At 38.4% G+C, this 21,552-nt stretch carries 21 protein-coding genes and 1 pseudogene; 19 read left to right on the top strand and 3 right to left on the bottom strand.

The annotated features are described in order from the left end of the window. Positions 1-4 precede the first annotated feature (4 nt). The 6 genes and pseudogenes from ureE to A3M5_RS24695 form a co-directional block, all read left to right on the top strand. Positions 5-460: an urease accessory protein UreE gene (ureE, locus tag A3M5_RS0109655; RefSeq protein WP_018393562.1), complete on the top strand. Its 456-nt coding sequence runs from the start codon at positions 5-7 to the stop codon at positions 458-460. Beyond that, positions 453-1,139, top strand: a complete 687-nt coding sequence (locus A3M5_RS0109650) for an urease accessory protein UreF (RefSeq protein ID WP_018393561.1) — start codon at positions 453-455, stop codon at positions 1,137-1,139. Before ureE ends, A3M5_RS0109650 begins: the two co-directional genes overlap by 8 nt. Before the next feature lie 23 nt (positions 1,140-1,162). After that, positions 1,163-1,774: an urease accessory protein UreG gene (ureG, locus tag A3M5_RS0109645; protein ID WP_018393560.1), complete on the top strand. Its 612-nt coding sequence runs from the start codon at positions 1,163-1,165 to the stop codon at positions 1,772-1,774. A 1-nt stretch (position 1,775) separates the two neighbouring features. After that, positions 1,776-2,600, top strand: a complete 825-nt coding sequence (locus A3M5_RS0109640) for an urease accessory protein UreD (protein ID WP_018393559.1) — start codon at positions 1,776-1,778, stop codon at positions 2,598-2,600. Positions 2,601-2,931: 331 nt separating this feature from the next. Next, the gene (locus tag A3M5_RS0109630; RefSeq protein WP_018393557.1) at positions 2,932-3,366 is read left to right on the top strand and encodes a DMT family transporter; all 435 of its coding nucleotides are present in this window, start codon (positions 2,932-2,934) and stop codon (positions 3,364-3,366) included. Positions 3,367-3,439: 73 nt separating this feature from the next. Then, positions 3,440-3,607: pseudogene (locus A3M5_RS24695) on the top strand (VOC family protein); the annotation flags it as partial. Positions 3,608-3,688: 81 nt separating this feature from the next. On the opposite strand, the gene A3M5_RS0109625 reads toward A3M5_RS24695, so the two are convergent. Then, positions 3,689-4,153: a MarR family winged helix-turn-helix transcriptional regulator gene (locus A3M5_RS0109625; RefSeq protein WP_018393556.1), complete on the bottom strand. Its 465-nt coding sequence runs from the start codon at positions 4,151-4,153 to the stop codon at positions 3,689-3,691. Positions 4,154-4,354: 201 nt separating this feature from the next. On the opposite strand from A3M5_RS0109625, the gene A3M5_RS0109620 reads away from it, so the two are divergent. From A3M5_RS0109620 to A3M5_RS0109595, 6 genes are all read left to right on the top strand, one after another. Continuing rightward, entirely contained in the window at positions 4,355-4,750 is a 396-nt protein-coding gene (locus tag A3M5_RS0109620; protein ID WP_026221660.1) for a CidA/LrgA family holin-like protein, read from the top strand. Then, positions 4,732-5,424 (top strand): LrgB family protein, encoded by a 693-nt coding sequence (locus A3M5_RS0109615; RefSeq protein ID WP_018393554.1) that lies wholly within the window; start codon positions 4,732-4,734, stop codon positions 5,422-5,424. Before A3M5_RS0109620 ends, A3M5_RS0109615 begins: the two co-directional genes overlap by 19 nt. A 243-nt stretch (positions 5,425-5,667) precedes the next feature. Continuing rightward, positions 5,668-6,123 carry a DUF6884 domain-containing protein gene (locus A3M5_RS0109610; RefSeq protein ID WP_018393553.1) on the top strand — a complete coding sequence of 152 codons (456 nt, stop codon included), beginning with the start codon at positions 5,668-5,670 and terminating at the stop codon, positions 6,121-6,123. A 159-nt stretch (positions 6,124-6,282) separates the two neighbouring features. Next, positions 6,283-7,248 carry a lysozyme inhibitor LprI family protein gene (locus A3M5_RS0109605; protein ID WP_018393552.1) on the top strand — a complete coding sequence of 322 codons (966 nt, stop codon included), beginning with the start codon at positions 6,283-6,285 and terminating at the stop codon, positions 7,246-7,248. Positions 7,249-7,342: 94 nt separating this feature from the next. Then, complete coding sequence (locus A3M5_RS0109600; protein ID WP_018393551.1) at positions 7,343-8,509, top strand: TraB/GumN family protein; 1,167 nt, start codon at positions 7,343-7,345, stop codon at positions 8,507-8,509. Positions 8,510-8,897: 388 nt separating this feature from the next. After that, on the top strand, positions 8,898-9,500 hold the full coding sequence (locus A3M5_RS0109595; protein ID WP_018393550.1) for an SAM-dependent methyltransferase: 603 nt from the start codon (positions 8,898-8,900) through the stop codon (positions 9,498-9,500). Positions 9,501-9,553: 53 nt separating this feature from the next. Here the strand turns inward: A3M5_RS0109595 and rluF are convergent, their stop codons facing one another. Next, a complete protein-coding gene (gene rluF / locus A3M5_RS0109590) occupies positions 9,554-10,270 on the bottom strand; it encodes a 23S rRNA pseudouridine(2604) synthase RluF (RefSeq protein ID WP_018393549.1) in 717 nt (238 codons plus the stop codon). Positions 10,271-10,810: 540 nt separating this feature from the next. Continuing rightward, the gene (locus tag A3M5_RS0109580; RefSeq protein WP_018393547.1) at positions 10,811-11,290 is read right to left on the bottom strand and encodes a hypothetical protein; all 480 of its coding nucleotides are present in this window, start codon (positions 11,288-11,290) and stop codon (positions 10,811-10,813) included. A 271-nt stretch (positions 11,291-11,561) separates the two neighbouring features. Between A3M5_RS0109580 and A3M5_RS0109575 the strand changes: the two genes are divergently transcribed. The 7 genes from A3M5_RS0109575 to A3M5_RS0109545 all read left to right on the top strand — a co-directional run bounded on the left by A3M5_RS0109575 (position 11,562) and on the right by A3M5_RS0109545 (position 21,552). Beyond that, positions 11,562-12,920: a diaminobutyrate--2-oxoglutarate transaminase gene (locus A3M5_RS0109575; RefSeq protein ID WP_018393546.1), complete on the top strand. Its 1,359-nt coding sequence runs from the start codon at positions 11,562-11,564 to the stop codon at positions 12,918-12,920. Next, positions 12,913-14,331 carry an MFS transporter gene (locus tag A3M5_RS0109570; protein WP_018393545.1) on the top strand — a complete coding sequence of 473 codons (1,419 nt, stop codon included), beginning with the start codon at positions 12,913-12,915 and terminating at the stop codon, positions 14,329-14,331. The genes A3M5_RS0109575 and A3M5_RS0109570 overlap by 8 nt, the downstream gene beginning before the upstream one ends. Positions 14,332-14,434: 103 nt before the next feature. Further along, entirely contained in the window at positions 14,435-16,024 is a 1,590-nt protein-coding gene (locus tag A3M5_RS0109565) for an IucA/IucC family protein (RefSeq protein WP_231373232.1), read from the top strand. Next, positions 15,975-17,753, top strand: coding sequence for an IucA/IucC family protein (locus A3M5_RS0109560; protein WP_018393543.1), 1,779 nt, complete (start codon positions 15,975-15,977; stop codon positions 17,751-17,753). The genes A3M5_RS0109565 and A3M5_RS0109560 overlap by 50 nt, the downstream gene beginning before the upstream one ends. Next, positions 17,750-18,556, top strand: a complete 807-nt coding sequence (locus A3M5_RS0109555; RefSeq protein WP_018393542.1) for an HpcH/HpaI aldolase family protein — start codon at positions 17,750-17,752, stop codon at positions 18,554-18,556. Before A3M5_RS0109560 ends, A3M5_RS0109555 begins: the two co-directional genes overlap by 4 nt. After that, positions 18,525-19,739, top strand: a complete 1,215-nt coding sequence (locus tag A3M5_RS0109550) for a type III PLP-dependent enzyme (RefSeq protein WP_018393541.1) — start codon at positions 18,525-18,527, stop codon at positions 19,737-19,739. Before A3M5_RS0109555 ends, A3M5_RS0109550 begins: the two co-directional genes overlap by 32 nt. Further along, positions 19,732-21,552, top strand: coding sequence for an IucA/IucC family protein (locus A3M5_RS0109545; protein WP_018393540.1), 1,821 nt, complete (start codon positions 19,732-19,734; stop codon positions 21,550-21,552). The genes A3M5_RS0109550 and A3M5_RS0109545 overlap by 8 nt, the downstream gene beginning before the upstream one ends.

Here is a 21,552-nt window from a genome sequence, read left to right as displayed (position 1 = left end):
AAAGATGATTATTGAGAAAATTGTGGGACATATTGATGAGCTTGATCCGGAGCTTGTTGCCCGTACACATAAAGAAAAAGTGTATTTAGAAAGCAGTGACTTAGTGAAACGCATTCAGCGCGTCAAAACGGATCATGGCCGTGAGATTGGCATTCGTTTAAGCGAATCCCGTGAGTTAAATGCGGGCGACGTGCTGTACATGGATGAAAAGAATATCGTTTTGATTGAAGTATTTCCGGACGACGTTATCGTTATTCAGCCGCGAAGCATGAATGAGATGGGAACGATTGCTCATCAGCTTGGCAACCGGCATTTGCCAGCCCAATTTGAAGAAGATCAGATGCTCGTTCAATATGACTATCTTGTCGAAGAACTACTTGAGGAGCTCGGTATCCCGTATGCGCGTGAAAAACGAAAAGTGAAAAAAGCATTCCGGCATATAGGACATAGTCATGGATAACTATTTGCTGTCTTTATTTCAGCTATGTGATTCCAACTTGCCGACAGGAGCGTTTAGTCATTCGTTCGGTTTGGAAACATACATACAGGAAAATAAAGTACACGATAAAGACAGTTTTTCAGAATGGCTGCGGATGTATGTAACAGGGCAGCTCGTCTATACAGATGGACTGGCCTGCCGTCTTGCTTTTGAAGCGCTTGAACGAAATGATGCCGAGGAGATTTGGGCGCTTGACCGGAAAATAACGGTACAAGCTCTTCCGAGAGAAACGAGAGAGGGCACGTATAAGATAGGGGAGCGCATGTTGACCATCGGAAATGATCTTTATCCAGCTCCTTTGCTGTCTCTGTATAAGGAAAAAACAGCGAACGGAGAGGCATTTGGTCATCCTGCTATTGTATTTACAATGATTGCTCACCAGTTAAATGTGCCGGAGAACGTCATTTTATCTACTTATCTTTATTCGACAATCTCGGGTCTGACTCAAAATGCAGTACGCGGTATACCACTTGGTCAGACGGCCGGTCAGTTTATTTTACGTGATATTCAGCAATCGATCACAAAAGCGGTCGAACAAATCAGGACAATGGACATCGCTGACTTTGGAGCTGTGGCCCCGGGTCTGGAAATTTCTCAAATGAAACATGAACGGGTACATATCCGTATTTTTATGTCTTAATAATGAAAGGACGTGCTTTTAATATGGAACCGATTAAAATTGGTGTAGGCGGCCCGGTTGGTGCCGGTAAAACAATGCTTGTCGAAAAATTAACGCGTCACATGCAGGGTGATATTAGCATGGCGGCGATTACGAACGATATTTACACGAAGGAAGATGCTAAATACTTAATGAACAATGGTGTTTTGCCAGATGACCGAATTATTGGCGTTGAAACAGGAGGCTGTCCTCATACAGCGATTCGTGAGGACACGTCAATGAATAGTGCGGCGATTGAAGAGTTGAAAAAACGCCACCCTGATTTGGACTTGATCTTTGTGGAGAGCGGTGGCGATAACTTGGCGGCTACATTCAGCCCTGAACTTGTTGATTTTTCCATCTACATTATCGATGTGGCTCAAGGAGAGAAAATTCCGCGCAAAGGCGGACAAGGAATGATTAAATCAGATCTTTTCATTATAAATAAAATCGATCTTGCTCCGTATGTACATGCGAATCTGGATGTAATGGCTGCTGATACGAAAGTATTCCGAGGCGAAAAACCATTTATTTTCACGAACTTGCAGGACAATACAGGTTTGGATGAAGTCATTAACTGGATTAAACAAAACGTTTTACTCGCAGGGTTGAATTAAGATGGACAAATGGACAGGCGTTTTGCGTCTGAGCATGGAGAAAAAGCGGGATAAGACGGTAACAAAACAAGTATATTTCCAAGGTGCATTTAAAATGCTGCGTCCCCATTATCTTGATAACAGCGGACAAGCATGTTATTTTCTCATTAATCCAGGAGGCGGATATGTAGATGGGGACCGTTACCGGATGGAAATTACACTTGAGGAACAGGCTGAGCTGATCTTGACGACACAGTCTGCGACGAAAGTTTACAGAACACCGCATACACCCGTTCTTCAAGAAAATGAAATCATCTTGAAAAAAGGCAGTGTGCTCGAATACATACCTGATCCGCTTATCGCCTATCGTGATGCCAAGTATAAGCAAAATACGATCATTCAGATGGAGCGTGGGGCCACCCTTTTTTATAGTGATATTTTAACACCGGGCTGGTCTCCAGATGGAGAGTGGTTTCGGTATGATTTGCTTCAATTGAAAAATGAAATTTATTTAGATGAAAAATTGATTATGTTCGATCATTTAAAACTGCAGCCCGATGAAGCTGGTGTGGACGGGATCGGTTATATGGAAGGATATACTCATCTAGGTTCGATGATTGTGATGAGTGAACAAGTAAATGAGGACGTTCTTCAACGATTATACAGTGTAATCGGAAAAGATTTAGACGAGTGTAAAGCAGGACTGTCTCTATTGATAGAAGGTGGCTTTACATTGCGTATACTGGCTCATTCCACACAAAAAATTGAAGAACTCATGGCTGCTTGCAGCTCGTTTCTTCGAAAAGAATGGTATGACCGCGATCCAGTGGCTTTACGAAAATATTAATAAATAGACGATCAACATAGTAAATCGCGTATGGCAAGGTGGGGCATACACGTTTAGTTCTACTGCAAAAAGAAGAGCTGGAATGGTGAAATTGGGCACTGAATCTCGTGTCCAAAAGGAAAAAGAAAACGAACTACTTACTTTCACCAACCTAGAAGAAGCATTGGGGCTGGCTGTTTTATTTGTATAATAGGGACGTTTTTAAAAGGATTTCTTTTGAAAACGTCTCTTTTTTGTTTTTTAAGAATGTAAAGCGATGGTTAATTAGCAGAACGTTTGCTACATTTAAAATGATAAGTAAAATATGGATGAGATAAGGGGATTAAAACTTGTGAAGATACTATTTCCGTTACTTGCAATCATTGGCGGTATCGCCGTTGCCGCTCAAAGTCAAATCAATGGAGGACTGGGGAAAAAAACAGGCATCCTTGAAAGTTCGTTTATTTCGTTCGGTATTGGAACGCTTGCTTTGTTCTTTGCAGTCCTGTTCTTCGGAAAAGGCAATCTGTTAGCCGCAACGGCAGTCCCAAAGTGGCAATTGCTCGGAGGATTGTTAGGTGCTTTATATTTGACGATTTCGATTTTAGTCGTACCAAAAATTGGCGTGGCGTCTACTTTCGCCGCGGTTATTGCCGGACAAATCGTGATGGGCGCGATTATTGACCAATTTGGGCTATTTGGTGGAATGCGCATGCCAATTGATGCGAAAAAGGCCGTTGCGATCTTCTTGCTATTTGTTTCGCTCTATTTGTTTAACCATAAGTAGACGTCCATAGTCATCACAGATTCGTCCGGTCAAACGCCATAACACTAAACGTGCCTGTAAGAAGGTCACAAATTCTTTATTTATCACATGTGACACGGAAGAAGAAATTAACCGCATTTATGAAAAATTAACGGAGGGCGGGAGCATTTTAATGCCGTTAGATGATTATTCCTTTAGTAAGAAGTTTGGTTGGGTTGCTGATCAGTTCGGTGTTTCATGGCAATTGACCCTCCCAAAATAAATGATGTAAATGGAATGAGGATAAATAAAAAAGTCGATTCTATTACAGAAAATCGACTTTTTTATGTTGTCGTTTACAAAATCAAAGGGAGTCAAAAAAATATTTGCTGCTGGGCCTTTCCACTGCATAAGCTTCCATTACTTTTATCCACGAATCTTCATGTTCTTTACCGAGTTGATTAAAAATCGACTCCATTTGTTCAATTTGAACTTCAGTCAGCTCATCTAACAATTGTTTGCCGCTTTCTGTCAGAAACAATCTTTTAATGCGCTTATCGCTTTCATCTGTATCGGTGATGATATATTTTTTATCTTTTAATTGTCGAAGAGGTCCGTTTACGGCTTGTTTCGTTACTTCGAGGAGAGTCAGTAATTCGTTGATACTGAGTCCGGGAAGGTTGCCAATAAAAAAAAGAAGACGATGGTGAACTCGCTGGATATTATATTTTTCGGCAATGATGTCTGGCTTTTCATTGAAACTGCGATAGGCGAAAAAAAATAAAGCGATTTTTTTAAAATGCTGGTTATCATGAACAGTATTTGACAAGGCAATGAAACTCCTTTTTGTTTTCAGAATATCAAAAAAAACAAAATAGGTCAAAAACATTGACATAATTCACAGGGAAGGGCTAAAATGATTGAGGCAAAAATATTGACCTAATCATTTTATTGGCGCTTGTATTTATAACCTGTAAGGAGGGGAAAATCGTGTTCTTTTGATTTGTTCAAGGTGAACGCGCATTTGTCTATGAAGTTCATAAAGGTTTTTCTGCAAATTGTAGTGTTATATATATTTTACATCGTGGGCGTTTGGTTGTCTGATAGGCTTCATTTGCCACTTCCGGGAAGTATAATTGGATTATTGTTATTATGGTTAACTTTAATGTTTAAGGTTTGTCCAGTGAATTGGATTGAGTCCGGAGCGAATTTTATTCTCTCCTATTTGCCGTTATTTTTTATACCGGCTACCGTTGGAGTGATGAATTACTTCCATGTTTTCGCTGGAAAAGGGATCTTTTTAATCTTGATCGTTGTTCTTAGTACGCTTATCACGATGACAATAGCCGGTTACACGAGTCAATATCTTGCTCAACGTGAAGAGACGAAACGAAAGGAATTAAAATCATGGAAAGAACGCTTATAGCCATTCTGATTATTGTTTTAACGGTTGTGATTTATCTCGTTATGAACCGACTTTACTTTCGTTTTCATTACCCTATTTTAATGCCAGCCATCACAGCAGCCGTTTTGATCGTTCTAATTTTAATCGGATTTAATATCCCTTATCAAACGTATATGATCGGAGGAGACTGGATTAATCTGTTGTTAGGTCCGGCTGTTGTTTCTCTAGCCTATCCATTATATAAACAGAGAGTAACCTTATGGGAAAATTTAGTCCCGATTATGGGCGGATTATTCATCGGTACGGTCGTAGGAATGACAAGTGGGATATTGTTTGCTAAATATTTAGGATTCTCTAAGGAAATCATCTATACACTGTTACCTAAATCCGTTACAACACCTGTCGCGATGCAGATTGCCTCGGATTTGGGCGGCATACCTTCATTAGCTGCGATATTTGTCATGATCGCTGGATTTACAGGTGTTATCTTCGGACCGAGTCTATTAAAGGTTTTCCGAATTCACCATTTCATCGGCCAGGGGGTCGGATTTGGAACAGCTTCTCATGCGATTGGCACAGCGAAAGCATTCGAATATGGAGAAAAAGCAGTCTCCATGAGCTCTGTTGCGATGACAGTCTGTGCAGTCATCGGTTCTTTATTAGCTCCTCTCTTTGTATGGATCTTTTTAATGTAACAGTTTAAAAAAGTTAAACTATTTTCCCTCTTTAGATATGATTGTCTAAAAAGGAAGGCGGTTCTCTCGTTTAACTTAATTCATCTTCTAAAGGCTAGTAAGAAAAAAGCATTGAGCTGATTTATACAGCTCAATGCTTTTTTTGTGAAATCAATTAATTAGGAAGTACTATTTTAAAAAGCGTATAATAAGGAACTGAAAAGCTTGTTCTTATCATTTAAATTAAGAAGGAGTTCACACGAAATGAAAAGGTTATGTATAATCCCATGTGGTGCTAAAAAGATATGGGATGTCGATCCATCGAAAGGGGCTACGAAAGCACGCTATGTATATAGGAGCCCATTTCACACTGCTTGTCAAAAGTATGCAACGGCATTTTTTAGTGATTGGGTCATTCTTTCAGCTAAACATGGATTTTTATTTCCAGATGATCTAGTGCTTGCTAATTATGATGTAGCATTTGGTACAAAGAAAGATGACATCATCACATCGGAAACTTTACGTCACCAACTGAAAGAAAAAGGATTAATGGACTATCAAGAAATCATCGTATTAGGAGGAAAAAAGTACAGGAAAGTGATAAGTGAAGTCTTTGATGAATCGTATCATTTTACTTACCCCTTATCCGTATGTAAGGGGATTGGTTACATGTTGCAACGATTGAACAAGGCAGTGGAAAGCAAGGAAGAGATCAAATGATTTCATCTGAAACAATATGCAAAATTCAATAATAATAATTAAATAAACCGATTTTAAGTAAATTTTAAAATGGTGATATAATCATTAGACAATGTTTAAAAAGATAAGGGGATAAGTTTCACCATACTATCAACATCATTTTAGGGGAGGAGGCAACATGTGAAGAAATTAGCAGTCATGGTCGTCATAAGTCTATTTTTAGTAGGATGTAGCAATAGCACATATGACAAAGCTATGGAACAGGCAAAGCTAGCGTTAGCAAATGGAGAATTTGATAAAGCGTTAGCGTCATTTGAGCTAGCATTAGATGAAAAGCCGAAAGATGAAGAAGCAAAGGTATCCTATGAAAATGTAGTCGCGTATAATCAAGTGAAAGAAGATATTGAACATGCTAAATGGGATGATGCTTTAACGAAAGCCAATCATCTACTTAAAGAAGAAGCATTAGTGAGCAGTATGAAGAAGGGCTTAGAGCAATTCATCACAACGGCAGAAACAAGTAAAGAACAAGATAAAATGGTATCTGAAAAAGTAGCACAAATAAAAAGTGTAACGAGTGAAAAAAAGTATCGTGAAGCTCAAAAACTTATCAGTGAACTAAAAAAAGACGAAAGTATCAAGACTGTATTTGAACGCTTTTCAAAAGAAATAAATGAAATGGAACATACAGTGAATGATGAAATAATAAAACAAGAAGCGGCCGAATTAGCGGTAGAAGCAGCAGAGCGAGCCGCTAAGGAAACAGTGCAAACGATTGCTTCTGCAAGTAAAAAGAACGTGTACTTACAAAAACTACATGAAATTGAACTAAGCTTAGCTGATTTAGACTACTTGTATGAGAGTGGAACAACAGTAGAAATGAGAGAAGCAGAAAGCAAAACGTATACAAGATGGGATAATGCCTTAAATGAAATTTATAGCGTGCTAAAAATGCAGCTGTCTACTAGTGAAATGAACAGTTTAAGGGAAAAACAACGTGAATGGATCACGTATAGAGATAATACTGCAGAGGCTGAAGCAGCTCAATTTAAAGGCGGAACATTTGAATCTGTACAATATCTAAGCACACTAGCACGTCTTACGAAAGAAAGATGTTATGAGCTAGTGAACATTTATATGAAGTGATTTTTATTTTTCAAAACTTCTGACACATTGCATAATAATCAAATAGAAGTAGAATTGTTGAAAGAATAATAAATTGGGTGAGAGGAAGTCGTTTATGTCGGAAGAAAATGTGACGAGAATAGAGTTAAATGGTAAAGAATTGATCCTTATTGGCACTGCTCACGTATCGAGGCAAAGTGCGGAACAAGTAAAAGAAGTGATCGAATCTGAAAGACCCGATTCTGTTTGTATAGAATTAGATGATCAACGGTATCAATCAATCATGGATCGAAATAAATGGAAAGAAACCGATATTTTTAAGGTCATTAAAGAGAAGAAAGCCACTCTACTTTTGATGAATCTCGCCATATCTTCCTTTCAAAACCGTTTAGCGAAGCAATTTGACATTCAGCCTGGACAGGAAATGATTCAAGGTATTGAATCAGCGAAAGAAACTGGCGCGGATTTGGTGCTGGCTGATCGGAATATCCAAATTACGTTTTCACGAATATGGCATAATCTCGGGCTGACGGGGAAAGCTCAGTTGCTCACATCCGTTTTTTATAGCATTTTCAGCAAAGAGACGATTACAGAAGAAGATATGGAAAAAATGAAATCGAAGGACACGCTTAACGCCGTTCTGACTGATTTGACGGAATCTTTCCCGAAGTTAAAGGTGCCTTTAATTGATGAGCGGGATCAGTACTTAGCACAGAAAATTAAAGAAGCTCCGGGTGATAAAGTGGTTGCGGTTTTAGGCGCTGCACATATTCCGGGCATTACAAAAGAAATTTATAAGGAGCATGACGTAGAAGCTTTATCACAAACACCACCTAAATCAATTGTCCCTAAAATAATTGGCTGGGCGATCCCATTGCTCATTCTTTCCATCATTGCCTACACCTTTTTTGCGAACCCGTCTGCCGGTTTCGATCAAGCGTTAAGCTGGATTTTATGGACGGGCATTTTGGCAGCCATTGGCGCTGCCGTTGCTTCTGGACATCCGCTCGCTATTTTAGCTGCTTTTATTTCAGCCCCGCTTGCCACATTGCATCCGCTGATTGCAGCCGGCTGGGTTTCAGGAATTGTTCAAGCGTATTTCCGCCGGCCAAACGTTGGCGATTTTGAAACGCTTTCAGAAGATGTTTTTACCATTAAAGGCTTTTGGCATAATAAAGTGACGCGGGTCCTGCTCGTGATCGTCTTAACTAACATAGGAAGTTCGCTAGGAGCGTTTATAGGCGGAGCGGACGTTATCCGCGTGTTCTTTAAAAATTTGTAATCAAGCAGAGGCTTCCAAAAGGTATAAGAAGCGGCCGGTAAAGTCATCTAAACGGCAAATGGTGTTAGTCCCCTAGGGTATTAAAGCCGGGAGGGACAGACACCATTTTTAGTATTTAGTAATGAGCCAGTATACGACCCCTATCGGAAGGTACATGTTCAATTAATTAGTGGGAAGCCGCATTCGATAAGGGCTACTAACGTATAAAAAGCCATTTATGCAATCGGCTTTTGAAGTATATTTGCGTGGCATAAACCAACGTTATTACTTTGCCGTTTGGAATACGCGTTGAGTCATTTCATTAAAAACCGCTCTTTATACAATTCTAGCAGTGAGGGAATGTTGTTAAGACGAAATCGATAAAGAATAAACGAACAGGAGCTTTTCTATGGATGAAAAAGACTACGATCGATTGCTTCGTATTAAAACGGTAGGTACGCTTGAGGGGCTAAGTCGATCGGTTCATTATAACCGTTATGAAGCGACACCTTATGAGGCACTAGATGAGCTATTTGCGGAGTATGATTTAAAGAAAACGGATCAAGTCGTGGATTATGGGTGCGGCAAAGGCCGGCTGCCCTTTTACGTTCATCATCGTTTTCACGTAACGGTTACGGGGATTGAAATGAATGGCCATCTATATCAGGAGGCGTTAGAAAATCAGGCGAGTTACATACAAAAAATGAAGAAGGCGGGCGGCAGCGTTCATTTTGAACGCGGTTTGGCAGAAGAATATAAAGTGGAGCAGGCGGATAACCGGTTTTATTTTTTTAATCCATTCTCCATTCAAATTTTTATGAAGGTCGTCGATAACATACTGCGTTCGGTTGAGCAGCAGAACCGATCCGTAGACTTGATCCTCTACTACCCAACGACAGAGTATGTCCATTTCCTCGAAACGAGCACTGCTTTTGCCCTTTTTAAAGAAGTGACGGTATCAGATCTGTATGAACAAAATGAGAATGAGCGATTTTTAATTTTTCGGCTGTAAGACGTAAAAGAAGGATGCATCAAAACGTTAATGTTTTGATGCATCCTTCTTTTTTACCATTCCTTTGGTTCATAGTCTAGATCGGCGAATAATTGATTGCGTTCTTTCTTTGTTAAGTCTCTCCATTGTCCGATTGGGAGATTGTTCAAATGAATATTCATAATTCGCGTTCGCTGCAGTCTATAGACATCATACCCTAGTTCTTCACACATGCGGCGAATTTGACGATTTAAGCCTTGTGTCAAAATAATTTGAAACTCATATTTTGATAGCTGTACGACTTCACAAGGGAGCGTTTTTGTACCTAGAATGTGAACTCCTTCTGACATCTGCTTCAAGAAGTCCGGGCTGATGGGCTTGTCTACTGAAACAATGTATTCTTTTTCATGTTTATTTTCGGCACGCAAAATTTTGTTGACAATATCCCCATCGTTTGTAAGGAGTATTAAGCCTTCTGAATCTTTATCTAGTCGTCCAATATGATGGATGCGCAAAGGATGATTGACTAAATCAATAATATTTCCTTTTACTTTTTTTTCCGTCGTGCTCGTAATGCCTACAGGTTTATTTAACGCAATATAGACATTATTTTTGGCAATCCCAATAGGATTTCCGCTTACGCGAACGTCGTCTCCAGGCTCGACCTGGCTGCCAATTTTTGCAATTGAACCATTTATTGTCACTCTTCCATCATTAATTAATTTATCTGCTCCGCGTCTAGACGCTGTGCCAGACTCGCTAATGAATTTATTAATTCGCAGGTTAACCACATCCTCCTGTGTAAAGTATTTAAGATAATCCACCTCCTATCTTAAAGGAAAAAAGGTTTTTTTAGCAAGGAATCCTCGTAATGAATTTTTTAAAGCGATTGAAAATAGTTAAAAAAAGATGTAAAATGGAACAAATTAAATAATGATTGCCTATTCAATAGCGATTAAAAAACAACCTTTTTTAATATAACTGATGAATGACTGGCTGTCTTAAACAAAAAACCGTCTATAATGGATGGTTCTGTTTAAGGCAGCCTTTTTTCGTGTATTAAAAGGAACGGATTCAATCAAAACGGCCAGGCGATCATTAGAGATTGAATAATACAATTTACAGGGAGGCGACGAGCATGACGAAGATGAAAAAAAATATTGAAGATGCCCTTTCTTGTGTGGTGAACTTAGGGATTGGAATCCCAACTATCATTGAAAACAGAAGAGCATAACATAAAAAATATTTTTTTGATTTCCCCAAAATCAGTTAGCTGATTTTGGGGATTTTTTGGGGTTCGATGCTTGTGCTCGGTGCAACCATCATCCACATCAGTCAAATTCTTTATACACTTTTCCGTAACGCAGTACATCGTAAATGGCTTTGCCGTCACTTGGGTTATTTTCGCCGTAATCGATCGGGATGATAGCAAAAAACACGAGATAGACAGAAAAGTAGACGAACTGGTAAAAAAAGAGATGCGCGTGTAGAACCCCAGTATAAATTAGCCCGTTAATAATCAAGATGGACAACATATTGAAGATAGGCCCCCCAGCATAAATAAGCGCATGCTTCCAGCGGCGGTCCTGGCGAATTTTTTCGTAATAGCAGGCCGCGTCAATGAAATACAATTTCCGGATTTCGAGTCCTTTTATTTTAATAAGTCTGCTCCCGCGGCCAATTGTTAATGTCGTTTTTCCGCCGAACAGGAATGCGAAAAAGGCATGACCACCTGTATGGACGAGAAGAGTCAGCGGCAGCGTAATAAAGAATGCCCAGACGAACGTTCCCATGTCATTAAACGTAAACAAAGTACAAAAACTCCTTAGTGAGAAAATAGTGGTTATATTAAGTGTTTACCTCGTGTTTATCGATTAAAACACGATAGATTTATTTAGCCAAAATATAACACTCAGATTTAAACATACACAAAATAGTATGAATAGACGAAATCCTAAAAGATAAAAGGAGAATGTGTAATTAGTCTCAATTGATGAAAAATATAACAACTTACTTGACAATGATAATCAATATCAATTAAACTCATACCTGTAATTAACTAAAAAAAGGGAGTGTCTGATTATGATCACATGTAATACGGAGAACAAGTATTTAGAATTCCAGAATGAGAAAGAATCTAATGCAAAGTCTTATCCACGTCATTTCCCCTTAGCGATTGAGAAAGCTGAGGGCATGATGATAACGGATGTGGAAGGAAATGTTTTTTATGATTGTTTATGTGGTGCAGGAACACTTGCTTTAGGGCACAATCATCAAGTGGTAATTCAGGCGATAGAAGATGTGTTAAAACAGCAAACACCGTTACACACGTTAGACTTAGCAACTCCTTTAAAAATCGAATTTATGCAAGAAATATTCTCTATATTACCTAAAGAGTTAAGGGATTCTACTAAAATACAATTTTGTGGTCCGACAGGTGCTGATGGGGTTGAGGCAGCGATTAAATTAGTGAAGAATGCGACGAAAGGGAAGTCTATCTTGGCGTTCCAAGGTGGTTATCATGGATCGACGCAAGCAACGATGTCAATGAGTGGTAATTTAAGCAAAAAACAACATTTGCAAAGTTTACTACCGGATGTTCATTTTTTACCTTTTCCTTATGAATATCGATGCCCATTTGGTATTGGCGAAGAGAAGACAGCTAAAATTAGTGCGCAATATATAGAGAATTTATTAGATGATTGTGAAAGTGGGATCGCTTCTCCTTGTGGCATGATTTTTGAAACAGTGCAAGGAGAAGGCGGCGCAATTCCAGCCGATATTGAATGGTTAAAAGAAATGCGGCGTGTTACGGCAGAGAGAGGGATCCCTTTAATTATAGACGAAGTTCAAACAGGAATTGGAAGAACAGGTGAAATGTTTTCTTTTGAACACGCAGGTATCGTTCCAGATGTCATTGTTTGTTCGAAAGCGATTGGTGGAGGTTTGCCAATGTCAATTATTATATATAAAGAAGAACTAGATCAATGGAATCCAGGTGCACATATCGGGACATTCCGAGGCAACCAATTAGGCATGGCTACTGGGTTAGCAACGTTAAAATATATGAAAGAAAACGATGTACTCGAAAATGTAAACGTACGCAGCAAGCAAGTTTTCGAACGATTGAATGAGTTACAAGAAAAATATGAAGAGATTGGGGATGTTCGCGGAAGAGGATTGATGATTGGGGTTGAAATTGTGAATCCAAAAGGCCGCAAAGATCGATTAGGACATTATCCACAATATGAAGAATTGGCATTGAAAATTCAAGAGAGATGTTTTCACAACGGTTTAATTATTGAAGTAGGAGGACGTTACTCAGCTGTGATGCGTTTCTTGCCGCCATTAACAATGACAGAAAATGAAACAGCAGAAGTGTTAACGATTTTTGAAAAATCGGTTGTTGAAGCGATTCAAATCATGAAGACAAATGATTAAGATAGCCAAATTGAAAAAGCATTCTGTACTATTTGCCATCTTGGTCGGTGCTTTTTCTTTAGTTTTGACGAATAGCGCTTTTAATATTTTATTACCGAGCTTCATTCAAATGTATGGTATATCCACTGCATTTGGCGGATGGATTATTACACTGTACCTTTTAGCGATGACGATCACCATGCCGTTGACTGCTAGTATTGTCGATCGTCTCGGTAAAAAGAAAACCTATATTTTAGGAATTAGTTTATATGGTCTGTTTTCTATGATCGGCGGTTTGTTTTATCAATATGTACAGATTATATTGTTAGTACGCTTTATGCATGGTATTGCTGCTGGTTTGATGATTCCGCTGTCGTTAGTTTTGTTATTTGATATTTACAGTAAAGATGTGCGTGGAAAAGTGACGGGGATATGGGGGATGTTATTAACGATTGCACCAGCTATTGGGCCAGCGTTTGGCGGTATCATGATTCAATTCGGTGAGCTAAAATATTTATTTTGGATAAATGTTCCGTTTGCGCTGCTTTCATTTATACTGTGTTGCAGGCAAATCAAACTCGATCAACCAGCACATAAAAAAACAATTCGTCTTAAAAGTATTTTATTAATGGTTTTAGGAATTGGTGGATTAAGTCTAGGCATTCAACTATATTCAAATCCTACTTTTCCAAGGTGGTTAATATGTGTATTGCTTTTTTTAGGACTAGTTATTTTGATTCGTTTTATTCAAAAAGAAAACGGACAAAAAGAACCGTTAATTCGTTGTAAGTTATTACGTAATCCAATATACGCTATTACAGTCATTATGTCTGCGATACAGGCATCCGTTATGTTTGGGGTTATCTTTGTTATTCCATTGATGTTACAGGAGGTGTTTCATTTATCCCCTTCTATAACGGGTGCCATGTTTATTCCGGCAGCCATTTGTACGAGTTTGTTTGTTTGGATCGGTGGAAACTTAATGGATTCGGGCAAATCGTTACATTTTATCGCTTATGGCATTGGCCTCGTTGCCATTTCAGTATTGTTGTTTGCATTTGTTCCGAAAGAGACATCTTTACTGGTCATTGTCTTCTTAATGGCCGTAAGAGGAAGTGGTATTGGATTATCAAATATGACCGTAACCACCATTGGACTTAATTCATTAACAGATGATGATCTGCACGAAGGATCCGCCTTGTCGAATACGATAAAACGTTTAGCCTCTTCCTTTGCAGTTATGTTATTGACCGGTTATTACGACATTCGTTGGCAAATGATTAGTCGAACAGGAGAGAGTGCTCAATACGCAAAATGGATGGCATTAAAAGAAGAGTGCATCATATTAGGATGTTTTATGTTAGTAACGCTACCGTTAGCATTGTTTTTAAATAGAAGAAAATTAGATGTGGGTGTTGAAAATGGCAAATAATAAACGATTGAACAGTCGAGAACGAGCAAATTTCCATACGTGTAAGACATTATTGAATTGTTATATTAGAGAGTTTTGTAGTAAAGACTCGAGCTTATTTACGGTGAATCAAAATAAGAAGACGTATTCTCTTTATTTCCCGGCGAGTGATGCAACCATCTCAGGTGTTCTTTCGTTTTATTCAGAGATGGGTGAGCATGAATATGAATACTATGATGTAAATGATGATCGAGAGCTTCATTATGCTTATTTAGTTCAATTGATTGTGAAAGAGTTAAAGCATGATAATCCAACAATTACGGATAAACGATCGATTGATTTTTTAACTAAAGTGAATAATAGCTATCATAAATTAGCTTTATTTTTAAATCAGTCAGCTAATCAGCACAAATGGAATTATGTAACATCCGAACAATCTTTGGTATATGGGCATCCGTTTCACCCTTTTCCGAAAAATACCGAAGGATTTACAGAAGAGGAAGTGATACAGTTTTGTCCTGAGCTCCATACTTCTTTTCAGTTATGTTATTTAGCTGTTAGAAAAGATGTTTTTCAAGAAGAATGGGTATCAAAAGAAAGAAAAATAGAACTGCATGAAAGTGTGGAAGCGCATGTACAGCATGTGCTTAAAGGGAAAAGAGACGATTATAACATTTTGCCCATTCACCCATGGCAATATGAACATGTGAAAACGCTGAAAGAAGTAAAGGATTATATCGATCAAGGGAAAATGACCCCACTCGGTCGCTTTGGTCCGGTGGCTTATCCGACATCTTCAGTGCGTACAGTATTTATTCCGGAGATGAACTGTAACATTAAGCTATCGTTAAACATTCAAATAACGAATATGATGAGAAACAATAATAGAGAACAAATGCGTAGAACGTTGGATGCGACGAATTATATATTGGAGAGAAACTGCTTCCAAAACGAAGTACACACAACGATCGCATATGAGGTAGGCGTATGTACTTGTCAATTTGCCGATGATGATGTAACTAAATTATTTACGATCGTCTATCGTCCAATTGAATTTGATGAAACGGCAACGTATGTTTTGTCTAGTTTAGTGGAATCGCCTGTTGAAGGAGGTCCATCTCGATTAGGTTCGATGATTGATCATCGAACGATAGAGCAATGGTTCATCCGTTATTTGGAAATATCACTGTTGCCTATTGTTCGTTTAGCAGAAGAGAAAGGCATTCACTTTGAAGCCCATTTACAAAATTCTTTATTGACGATAAAAGATGGAATGCCTCATGTCTTTATTATTAGAGATTTAGAAGGTGTAAGCGTAAATAGAGAAAAGGTTGAAGAGGATGTTAATACGACAGGCCCTCTTTTCTATTCAAAAGAAGCGGCATGGGCACGCACTTCCTATTATTTTATTGTGAATCATTTAGGCTCTTTCATTCATGCAATTGCTAAAGATACAAAAGTAGACGAAAAATATTTTTGGGCTATTGTACGCCGTGTTCTCACGCAAGAATATGAAAACAATGAAAATGAATATGTACGTCATTTACTAACGACTCAGACATTTGCCGCTAAAAAAAATATGATGAGTTGTCTTATTGGACAAAGTGAGACGCCATCTTACATTCCAGTGAACAACGTAATGAAGAAATTAGGGAGTGAAATGTATGGAAATGCTAAATTATCGGTCTCAAGAAAAGTCATCATTCATGAATGAAGTACAAGAAAGAATAATGCGCCAAACGATAGAGGCATTCATATATGAAGAAATCATTGAAGTAATAAAAAACGGAAGAGAGTGGTCTTTTACAGGAAAAAGCGCTACAGGTGATGCCGTCTATTATTCATGCAAAGCAGATGCCAAATGGTCTTTCGACAGAATAAAAATAGAAAAAAATTCGATAAAACGAGAAGGAGCGAGATGCACGAATCTCTATGAATTTCTTGAAGAAATCATTCAGAACAATCTGAAAGGTGACTATACGAATCAATTCATTCATGAATTATTGGAGACTTTTGTAAAGGATAGTCAGTCTAAGTCATTTCAATTGGACCAAATGCCAGAACAAGATAAGCATTATGAAGCGTTGGAAAGTCATATGGTAGATGGTCATCCGTATCATCCGAGCTATAAATCAAGAATTGGTTTTTCTTTAGCAGATAACTTTGCCTATGGGCCAGAATTTAATCAAGACGTTTCGATCTACTGGGTGGCGGTCAATGAACGGCTAATCGATGTCAACGTTTCGCAAGAGATGTCAGTGGATGAAATAGTTAAGCATCATGTAAAGAATGAAGATCACAACAAGTTTATGGAACTGATAAAAGAGAAAGGGTGTCAAGATACAAAATACGTTCTTTTACCGGTGCATCCTTGGCAATTAGAGCATCAGATTCAATCTGTCTTTGCTCAACAATTGAATGATAAAGATATTGTAATAGTAGGAGCATCTAATCATACGTATCGAGCGCAACAATCGATTCGTTCGTTATCTCATCGCGACAATACACATGCACCGTATATAAAATTGCCGTTAAGTATAACCAATACGTCAACGAGTCGTATTCTTGCTCACCACACTACTCAAAATGCACCACTCATAAGTGACTGGTTAAATAAAATTGTTCACCAAGATTCGTTCTTATCGAATGGGAAAATAAATGTGTTAAGAGAAGTGATGGGTGTGTCTTTTCGATACGATGAACTGCATCCTATTCAATATCGTTCGACTTATGGAACGCTTGGCGCCATATATAGAGAAAATGTTTCGACCTACCTTGAAGAGAATGAAGAAGCGTGGCCGCTAAATGCTCTATCCCATATTCAAAAAAACGGCGAATCTTTTATCCAGTCAGCGATTGATCAATATGGGATTGAGGCGTGGAGTGATGCATTGATTAACGTTGTCACGCTTCCGATTATCCATCTGCTGTATGCCCATGGAATCGCACTAGAATCTCATGCCCAAAATATTATTTTAGTCGTTGAAAACAATTTCCCAAAACGCATCATCATTAAAGATTTACATGATGGTGTTCGCTATACACCGGAACACCTTTTGAAACCGGATTGGGCACCGACATTACATCCGGAGCCAGAAAGTCACCGGAAAGTGAATCGATACTCGTTTATCCAAACGGAAGATGTTTCAGAAGTAAGAGACTACACATATGATGCTTTTTTCTTCATCTGTATGACAGACATTTGTTTCGCGCTTGAAAAATTGGGGTTGAGTGAACAAGAGTTTTGGCGTAAATGTGTAGAAACGATTGCGATGTATCAAAAGAGTTACCCAGAAATTAAAGGGCGATTTGACCTTTTTAATCTATTTTCTGAAGATGCCCTAATCGAAGAAATGACGAAGCGGCGTATTTACGGTGATGGTCGGTTGTACTTCCGCAAAGTGAAAAATCCTTTGTTGCGGGCAAAGGAGTCATTGGAATGAAAGTCAATAAGCTCAAAGAAAAAATAAATAGAAATCAATCTGTTTTTGGGATGTTTGTATCTATCCCGCATCCTATTATGATAGAGCTCATTGGCCATGCGGAATTTGATTTTGTCATTATTGATTATGAACATGCATCCACGAATATGGAAACGATTGAAGAGATGGTTCGCGCAGCAGAGTTAGTCAATATTACGCCGCTTGTCAGAATATCGAAAGTGGATCGGAATGAAATATTGAAAGTGCTTGATTGTGGGGCTCAAGGTATTGTCATCCCCCATGTTCAGCATAAGGAACAAGTGGAAAAGGCCGTTCACTATGCTTACTATCACCCGATTGGTATGAGAAGTCTTAATAGCGGCAGACCAGGTGTTTTTGCTAAATATTCTTTAAATGATTATATTGCGAAAGCAAATGAAGAAATAATGATTGTTCCGATGATAGAGAGTTTGGAAGGCATTCATGAAAGTGAATCAATTTTATCTTCACCCCATGTAAGCTTTGTTTTAGAAGGAGCGGCGGATCTGTCCCAGTCTTTGTCCGTACCATGGGAGACAGATCATCCAGAAGTTCAACGACATTTAGAAGAATTATATGAAGTATCAAAGCGATGTAAAGTGCCTTACGCCATTGTGTCTAGAAATCATCACAATCATAAAAAGTGGGCGGAAAAGGGGACTAAGATTTTTGTGTTAGGGGACGAGAGAGGGACAGCATTTCGTGCCTATATGGAAAAATTAGCGGACTATCGAAATATAACTGGAGGACTGTATGAATCGTTATATAAAGAAAATAATACATGAAGTACATGAGCAAAGTACAGATCCGATATGCGCTTATATTTATGACTTAGAAGGCATTCAACAACACGTACGCAATATGGTAAAAACAATGCCGAAGCAAACGAACTTATTTTATGCGATTAAAGCAAATCCAGATAAGAGAATTATTCAGGCATTGTTACCGTACGTGAAAGGATTTGAAGTGGCATCAATAGGCGAATTGAAAAAAGTAAGAGACGTTTCCAAAAGCGTACCTATTTTGTTTGGAGGACCAGGCAAGAAAGATTATGAACTTGAAATGGCTATGAAAGAAAACGTCTCTTATATTCATGTAGAAAGTCTTTTGGAATTAAGGAAATTAATCATGTTGGCGAAAAAACGGGATAAGCATATACACGTTTTATTACGTATGAATGTAAGAACAAAAACATTACCTAAAACGAACATTTCAATGGGGGGACGTCCAAGCCAATTTGGCATCGATGAACAGTTAATGGAAGAGGCCCTCTCTATTTTGAAAGAGAGAGAAAATACGCATGTTCATTTAAAAGGTTTTCACTTCCACTCATTATCCAATAACATGCAAGCAGCGTTACATGTAGAAATGATCCATCATTATCTTCAAAAAGTAGAACAGTGGAAGCATGCATATGGATTAAATATTAACGTCATTAATGCTGGAGGTGGTTTTGGCGTCTCTTATGATGAAACACCTGGATTTGACTGGCCGCTTTTTACGTCGTTATTAGCACAAAGCGAAGCCGTGCAAAACTTAGGTGATACACAACTATTCTTTGAACCAGGGCGATTTATCGTTGCTGACTTTGGTTATTACGTGACAGAAGTAATAGATATCAAAATGTCAGTAGATCGCTGCTTTGCTGTCGTAAGAGGCGGTACGCACCATAATCGATTACCCGCTTCTTGGGGTCATAATCATCCATTTTCCGTTGTACCACTAGCAAGGTGGCCTTATCCGTTTCAAAGGCCCGAAATAAACAATTCGAACGTAACGATAGTAGGTGAGTTATGCACACCAAAGGACAGGCTTTATGAAGATGCCAATGTGGAAAGGATGCGTGTTGGAGATGCCATTGTATTTAAGAAATCAGGTGCCTATTGTTGGACCATTTCTCATCATGACTTTTTAGGTCATCCACATCCGGATTTTTACTATATAACAGAAGGGAATCAGTATGAATAAAACAACCACTCAAACAAAAAATGTGACGGCTGAACAACTTATTATGAAAGACGTAATGAATGCATTCATTGCAGAGCAATTTTTTCACATTGATGAACAGACAACAAACATGCTTTCAAATGCACCGAATACGATTCAAAAACTTTATCACGAAAGTAAACAATCATTGATTTATATGGATGCATTATGTTTTCTTGTGGAAAAAAGTTATAGACAGGGCTATCAATGGGTGTCTGGTTCATCTATTTATAAGAAGGTGGATCGTAGTTGGGTGGAAATAAGTTCGCCTGTAGAACTTAGTCAATTTATATTGCATCGTACGCTGTCTAAAGAAGCCTATGCACATCCAGGTGTGGCGGATTTCTTAGAAGGATTAAATGTATCCATTCAGCAATTGAATCTTAGTATAAAACAGATGGAAGAGAACTCATTTAGTACACCTAAGTCCCCTTATGACTGGTTTGTGAAAGGCGAGATGATTGCCTCTTTACGAGACCGGCCCTTTCATCCTTTGTCGAAAGCGAAAATAGGTTTTACATCACAAGATTATCAAAACTATATGGCTGAATTTGGTAAGCAGACGACTTTATGTTGGGTAGCTATATGTAATGATTCAATCGTAAAAGGGTGCCAAGAAAATGAAATGGAAAGTTTTGATGTGCTGAATGAGGAGCAGAAATCGATCATCGCAAATGAGTTAATACGGAAAGAAATAAAGAAAGAAAACTATACGATTATACCCGTTCATCCGTGGCAAATGACCAATATGATCTTACCAAATTTCAAAAAAGAATTAGCGGATCAAACAATCATCATTTTAGATTCAAAAGTAGGCAATTTTTTGGCGACCTCTTCTGTACGTTCATTACTATCCCCTCAAGCATCAACGAAAATGTTAAAGTTACCGATTAGTGTTACATCTTTAGGTGCCGCCAGATATTTGCCAGTCGTTAAATTATTAAACGGGATAGCCGGAGAGCAAATGTTTCGCCAAGCAATAGCGTGCGATAAGACGCTTGCCGATAGAGTATTCTTATGTGAAGAAAAACATTGGTGGGGATATATGCCAGAGACTTTGGGCCTTTTTGATGATCATCCTCGTCATTTGGCCGCCCAAGTGAGAGTGTATCCACAAGAAATTATGAAAAAAGAGTATAAAATCATCCCCATGGCTTCTTTAGGTGTTGTGATGCAAGATCGTCATTTTTTAACGGAAATCATAGGAGAAAATTTATCAAATGAAGATGTCCTCCACTTTTATACGGATTTAGCCGCTGCATTTTATGATATTACGATGAGGTTATTTAAAGTCGGGATTGTACCAGAAATACATGGTCAAAATTGTTGTGTCGTACTGAAGCATAAGAAAATAGTTGGGTTATTATTTAGAGATCATGATTCCGTGCGCCTGCATCAACCGTATTTAGATAAACATCAAATTAAAGATCCGGCCTACCATATTAGACCAGGTTATTCCAATAGTTTATACAATGAAACGATTGAAAAGTTAATTTACTACGTTCAATCTCTTGGAACACAAGTAAATTTGGCTGCCATCATGGAATCGTTATCGAGTGTGTATACTATTCCAGAAAAAAGACTTTGGCGAATTACTGAAGCGAAATTAAGAGAATCGTTACAAACAATCGATATTCCAGAAGCGGATAGAGAAATCCTTCACTATGAACTATTTGAAAATAAAGAGTGGCCAGTGAAGTTAATCATTCGTCCATTACTAGAAGCGGATGGTGTACCAGGAGCAATGCCATCTGGAAAAGGCGTTGGACACAATCCGTTTTATTTACAAGAATAA

Origin of the sequence: Bacillus sp. 37MA (assembly GCF_000372765.1) — a bacterium.
In the GTDB taxonomy this organism is placed as follows: domain Bacteria; phylum Bacillota; class Bacilli; order Bacillales; family Domibacillaceae; genus Domibacillus; species Domibacillus aminovorans.
The sequence above is the reverse complement of the archived record's forward strand: the minus strand, read 5'-3'. Positions and strand labels throughout refer to the sequence as shown.

Bases quoted from the DNA above. Each gene is read 5' to 3' on its own strand.
- ureE (WP_018393562.1), top strand. From the start codon at position 5: ATGATTATTGAGAAAATTGTGGGACATATTGATGAGCTTGATCCGGAG.
- A3M5_RS0109650 (WP_018393561.1), top strand. From the start codon at position 453: ATGGATAACTATTTGCTGTCTTTATTTCAGCTATGTGATTCCAACTTG.
- ureG (WP_018393560.1), top strand. From the start codon at position 1,163: ATGGAACCGATTAAAATTGGTGTAGGCGGCCCGGTTGGTGCCGGTAAA.
- A3M5_RS0109640 (WP_018393559.1), top strand. From the start codon at position 1,776: ATGGACAAATGGACAGGCGTTTTGCGTCTGAGCATGGAGAAAAAGCGG.
- A3M5_RS0109620 (WP_026221660.1), top strand. From the start codon at position 4,355: ATGAAGTTCATAAAGGTTTTTCTGCAAATTGTAGTGTTATATATATTT.
- A3M5_RS0109615 (WP_018393554.1), top strand. From the start codon at position 4,732: ATGGAAAGAACGCTTATAGCCATTCTGATTATTGTTTTAACGGTTGTG.
- A3M5_RS0109610 (WP_018393553.1), top strand. From the start codon at position 5,668: ATGAAAAGGTTATGTATAATCCCATGTGGTGCTAAAAAGATATGGGAT.
- A3M5_RS0109600 (WP_018393551.1), top strand. From the start codon at position 7,343: ATGTCGGAAGAAAATGTGACGAGAATAGAGTTAAATGGTAAAGAATTG.
- A3M5_RS0109595 (WP_018393550.1), top strand. From the start codon at position 8,898: ATGGATGAAAAAGACTACGATCGATTGCTTCGTATTAAAACGGTAGGT.
- A3M5_RS0109575 (WP_018393546.1), top strand. From the start codon at position 11,562: ATGATCACATGTAATACGGAGAACAAGTATTTAGAATTCCAGAATGAG.
- A3M5_RS0109570 (WP_018393545.1), top strand. From the start codon at position 12,913: ATGATTAAGATAGCCAAATTGAAAAAGCATTCTGTACTATTTGCCATC.
- A3M5_RS0109560 (WP_018393543.1), top strand. From the start codon at position 15,975: ATGGAAATGCTAAATTATCGGTCTCAAGAAAAGTCATCATTCATGAAT.
- A3M5_RS0109555 (WP_018393542.1), top strand. From the start codon at position 17,750: ATGAAAGTCAATAAGCTCAAAGAAAAAATAAATAGAAATCAATCTGTT.
- A3M5_RS0109550 (WP_018393541.1), top strand. From the start codon at position 18,525: ATGAATCGTTATATAAAGAAAATAATACATGAAGTACATGAGCAAAGT.
- A3M5_RS0109545 (WP_018393540.1), top strand. From the start codon at position 19,732: ATGAATAAAACAACCACTCAAACAAAAAATGTGACGGCTGAACAACTT.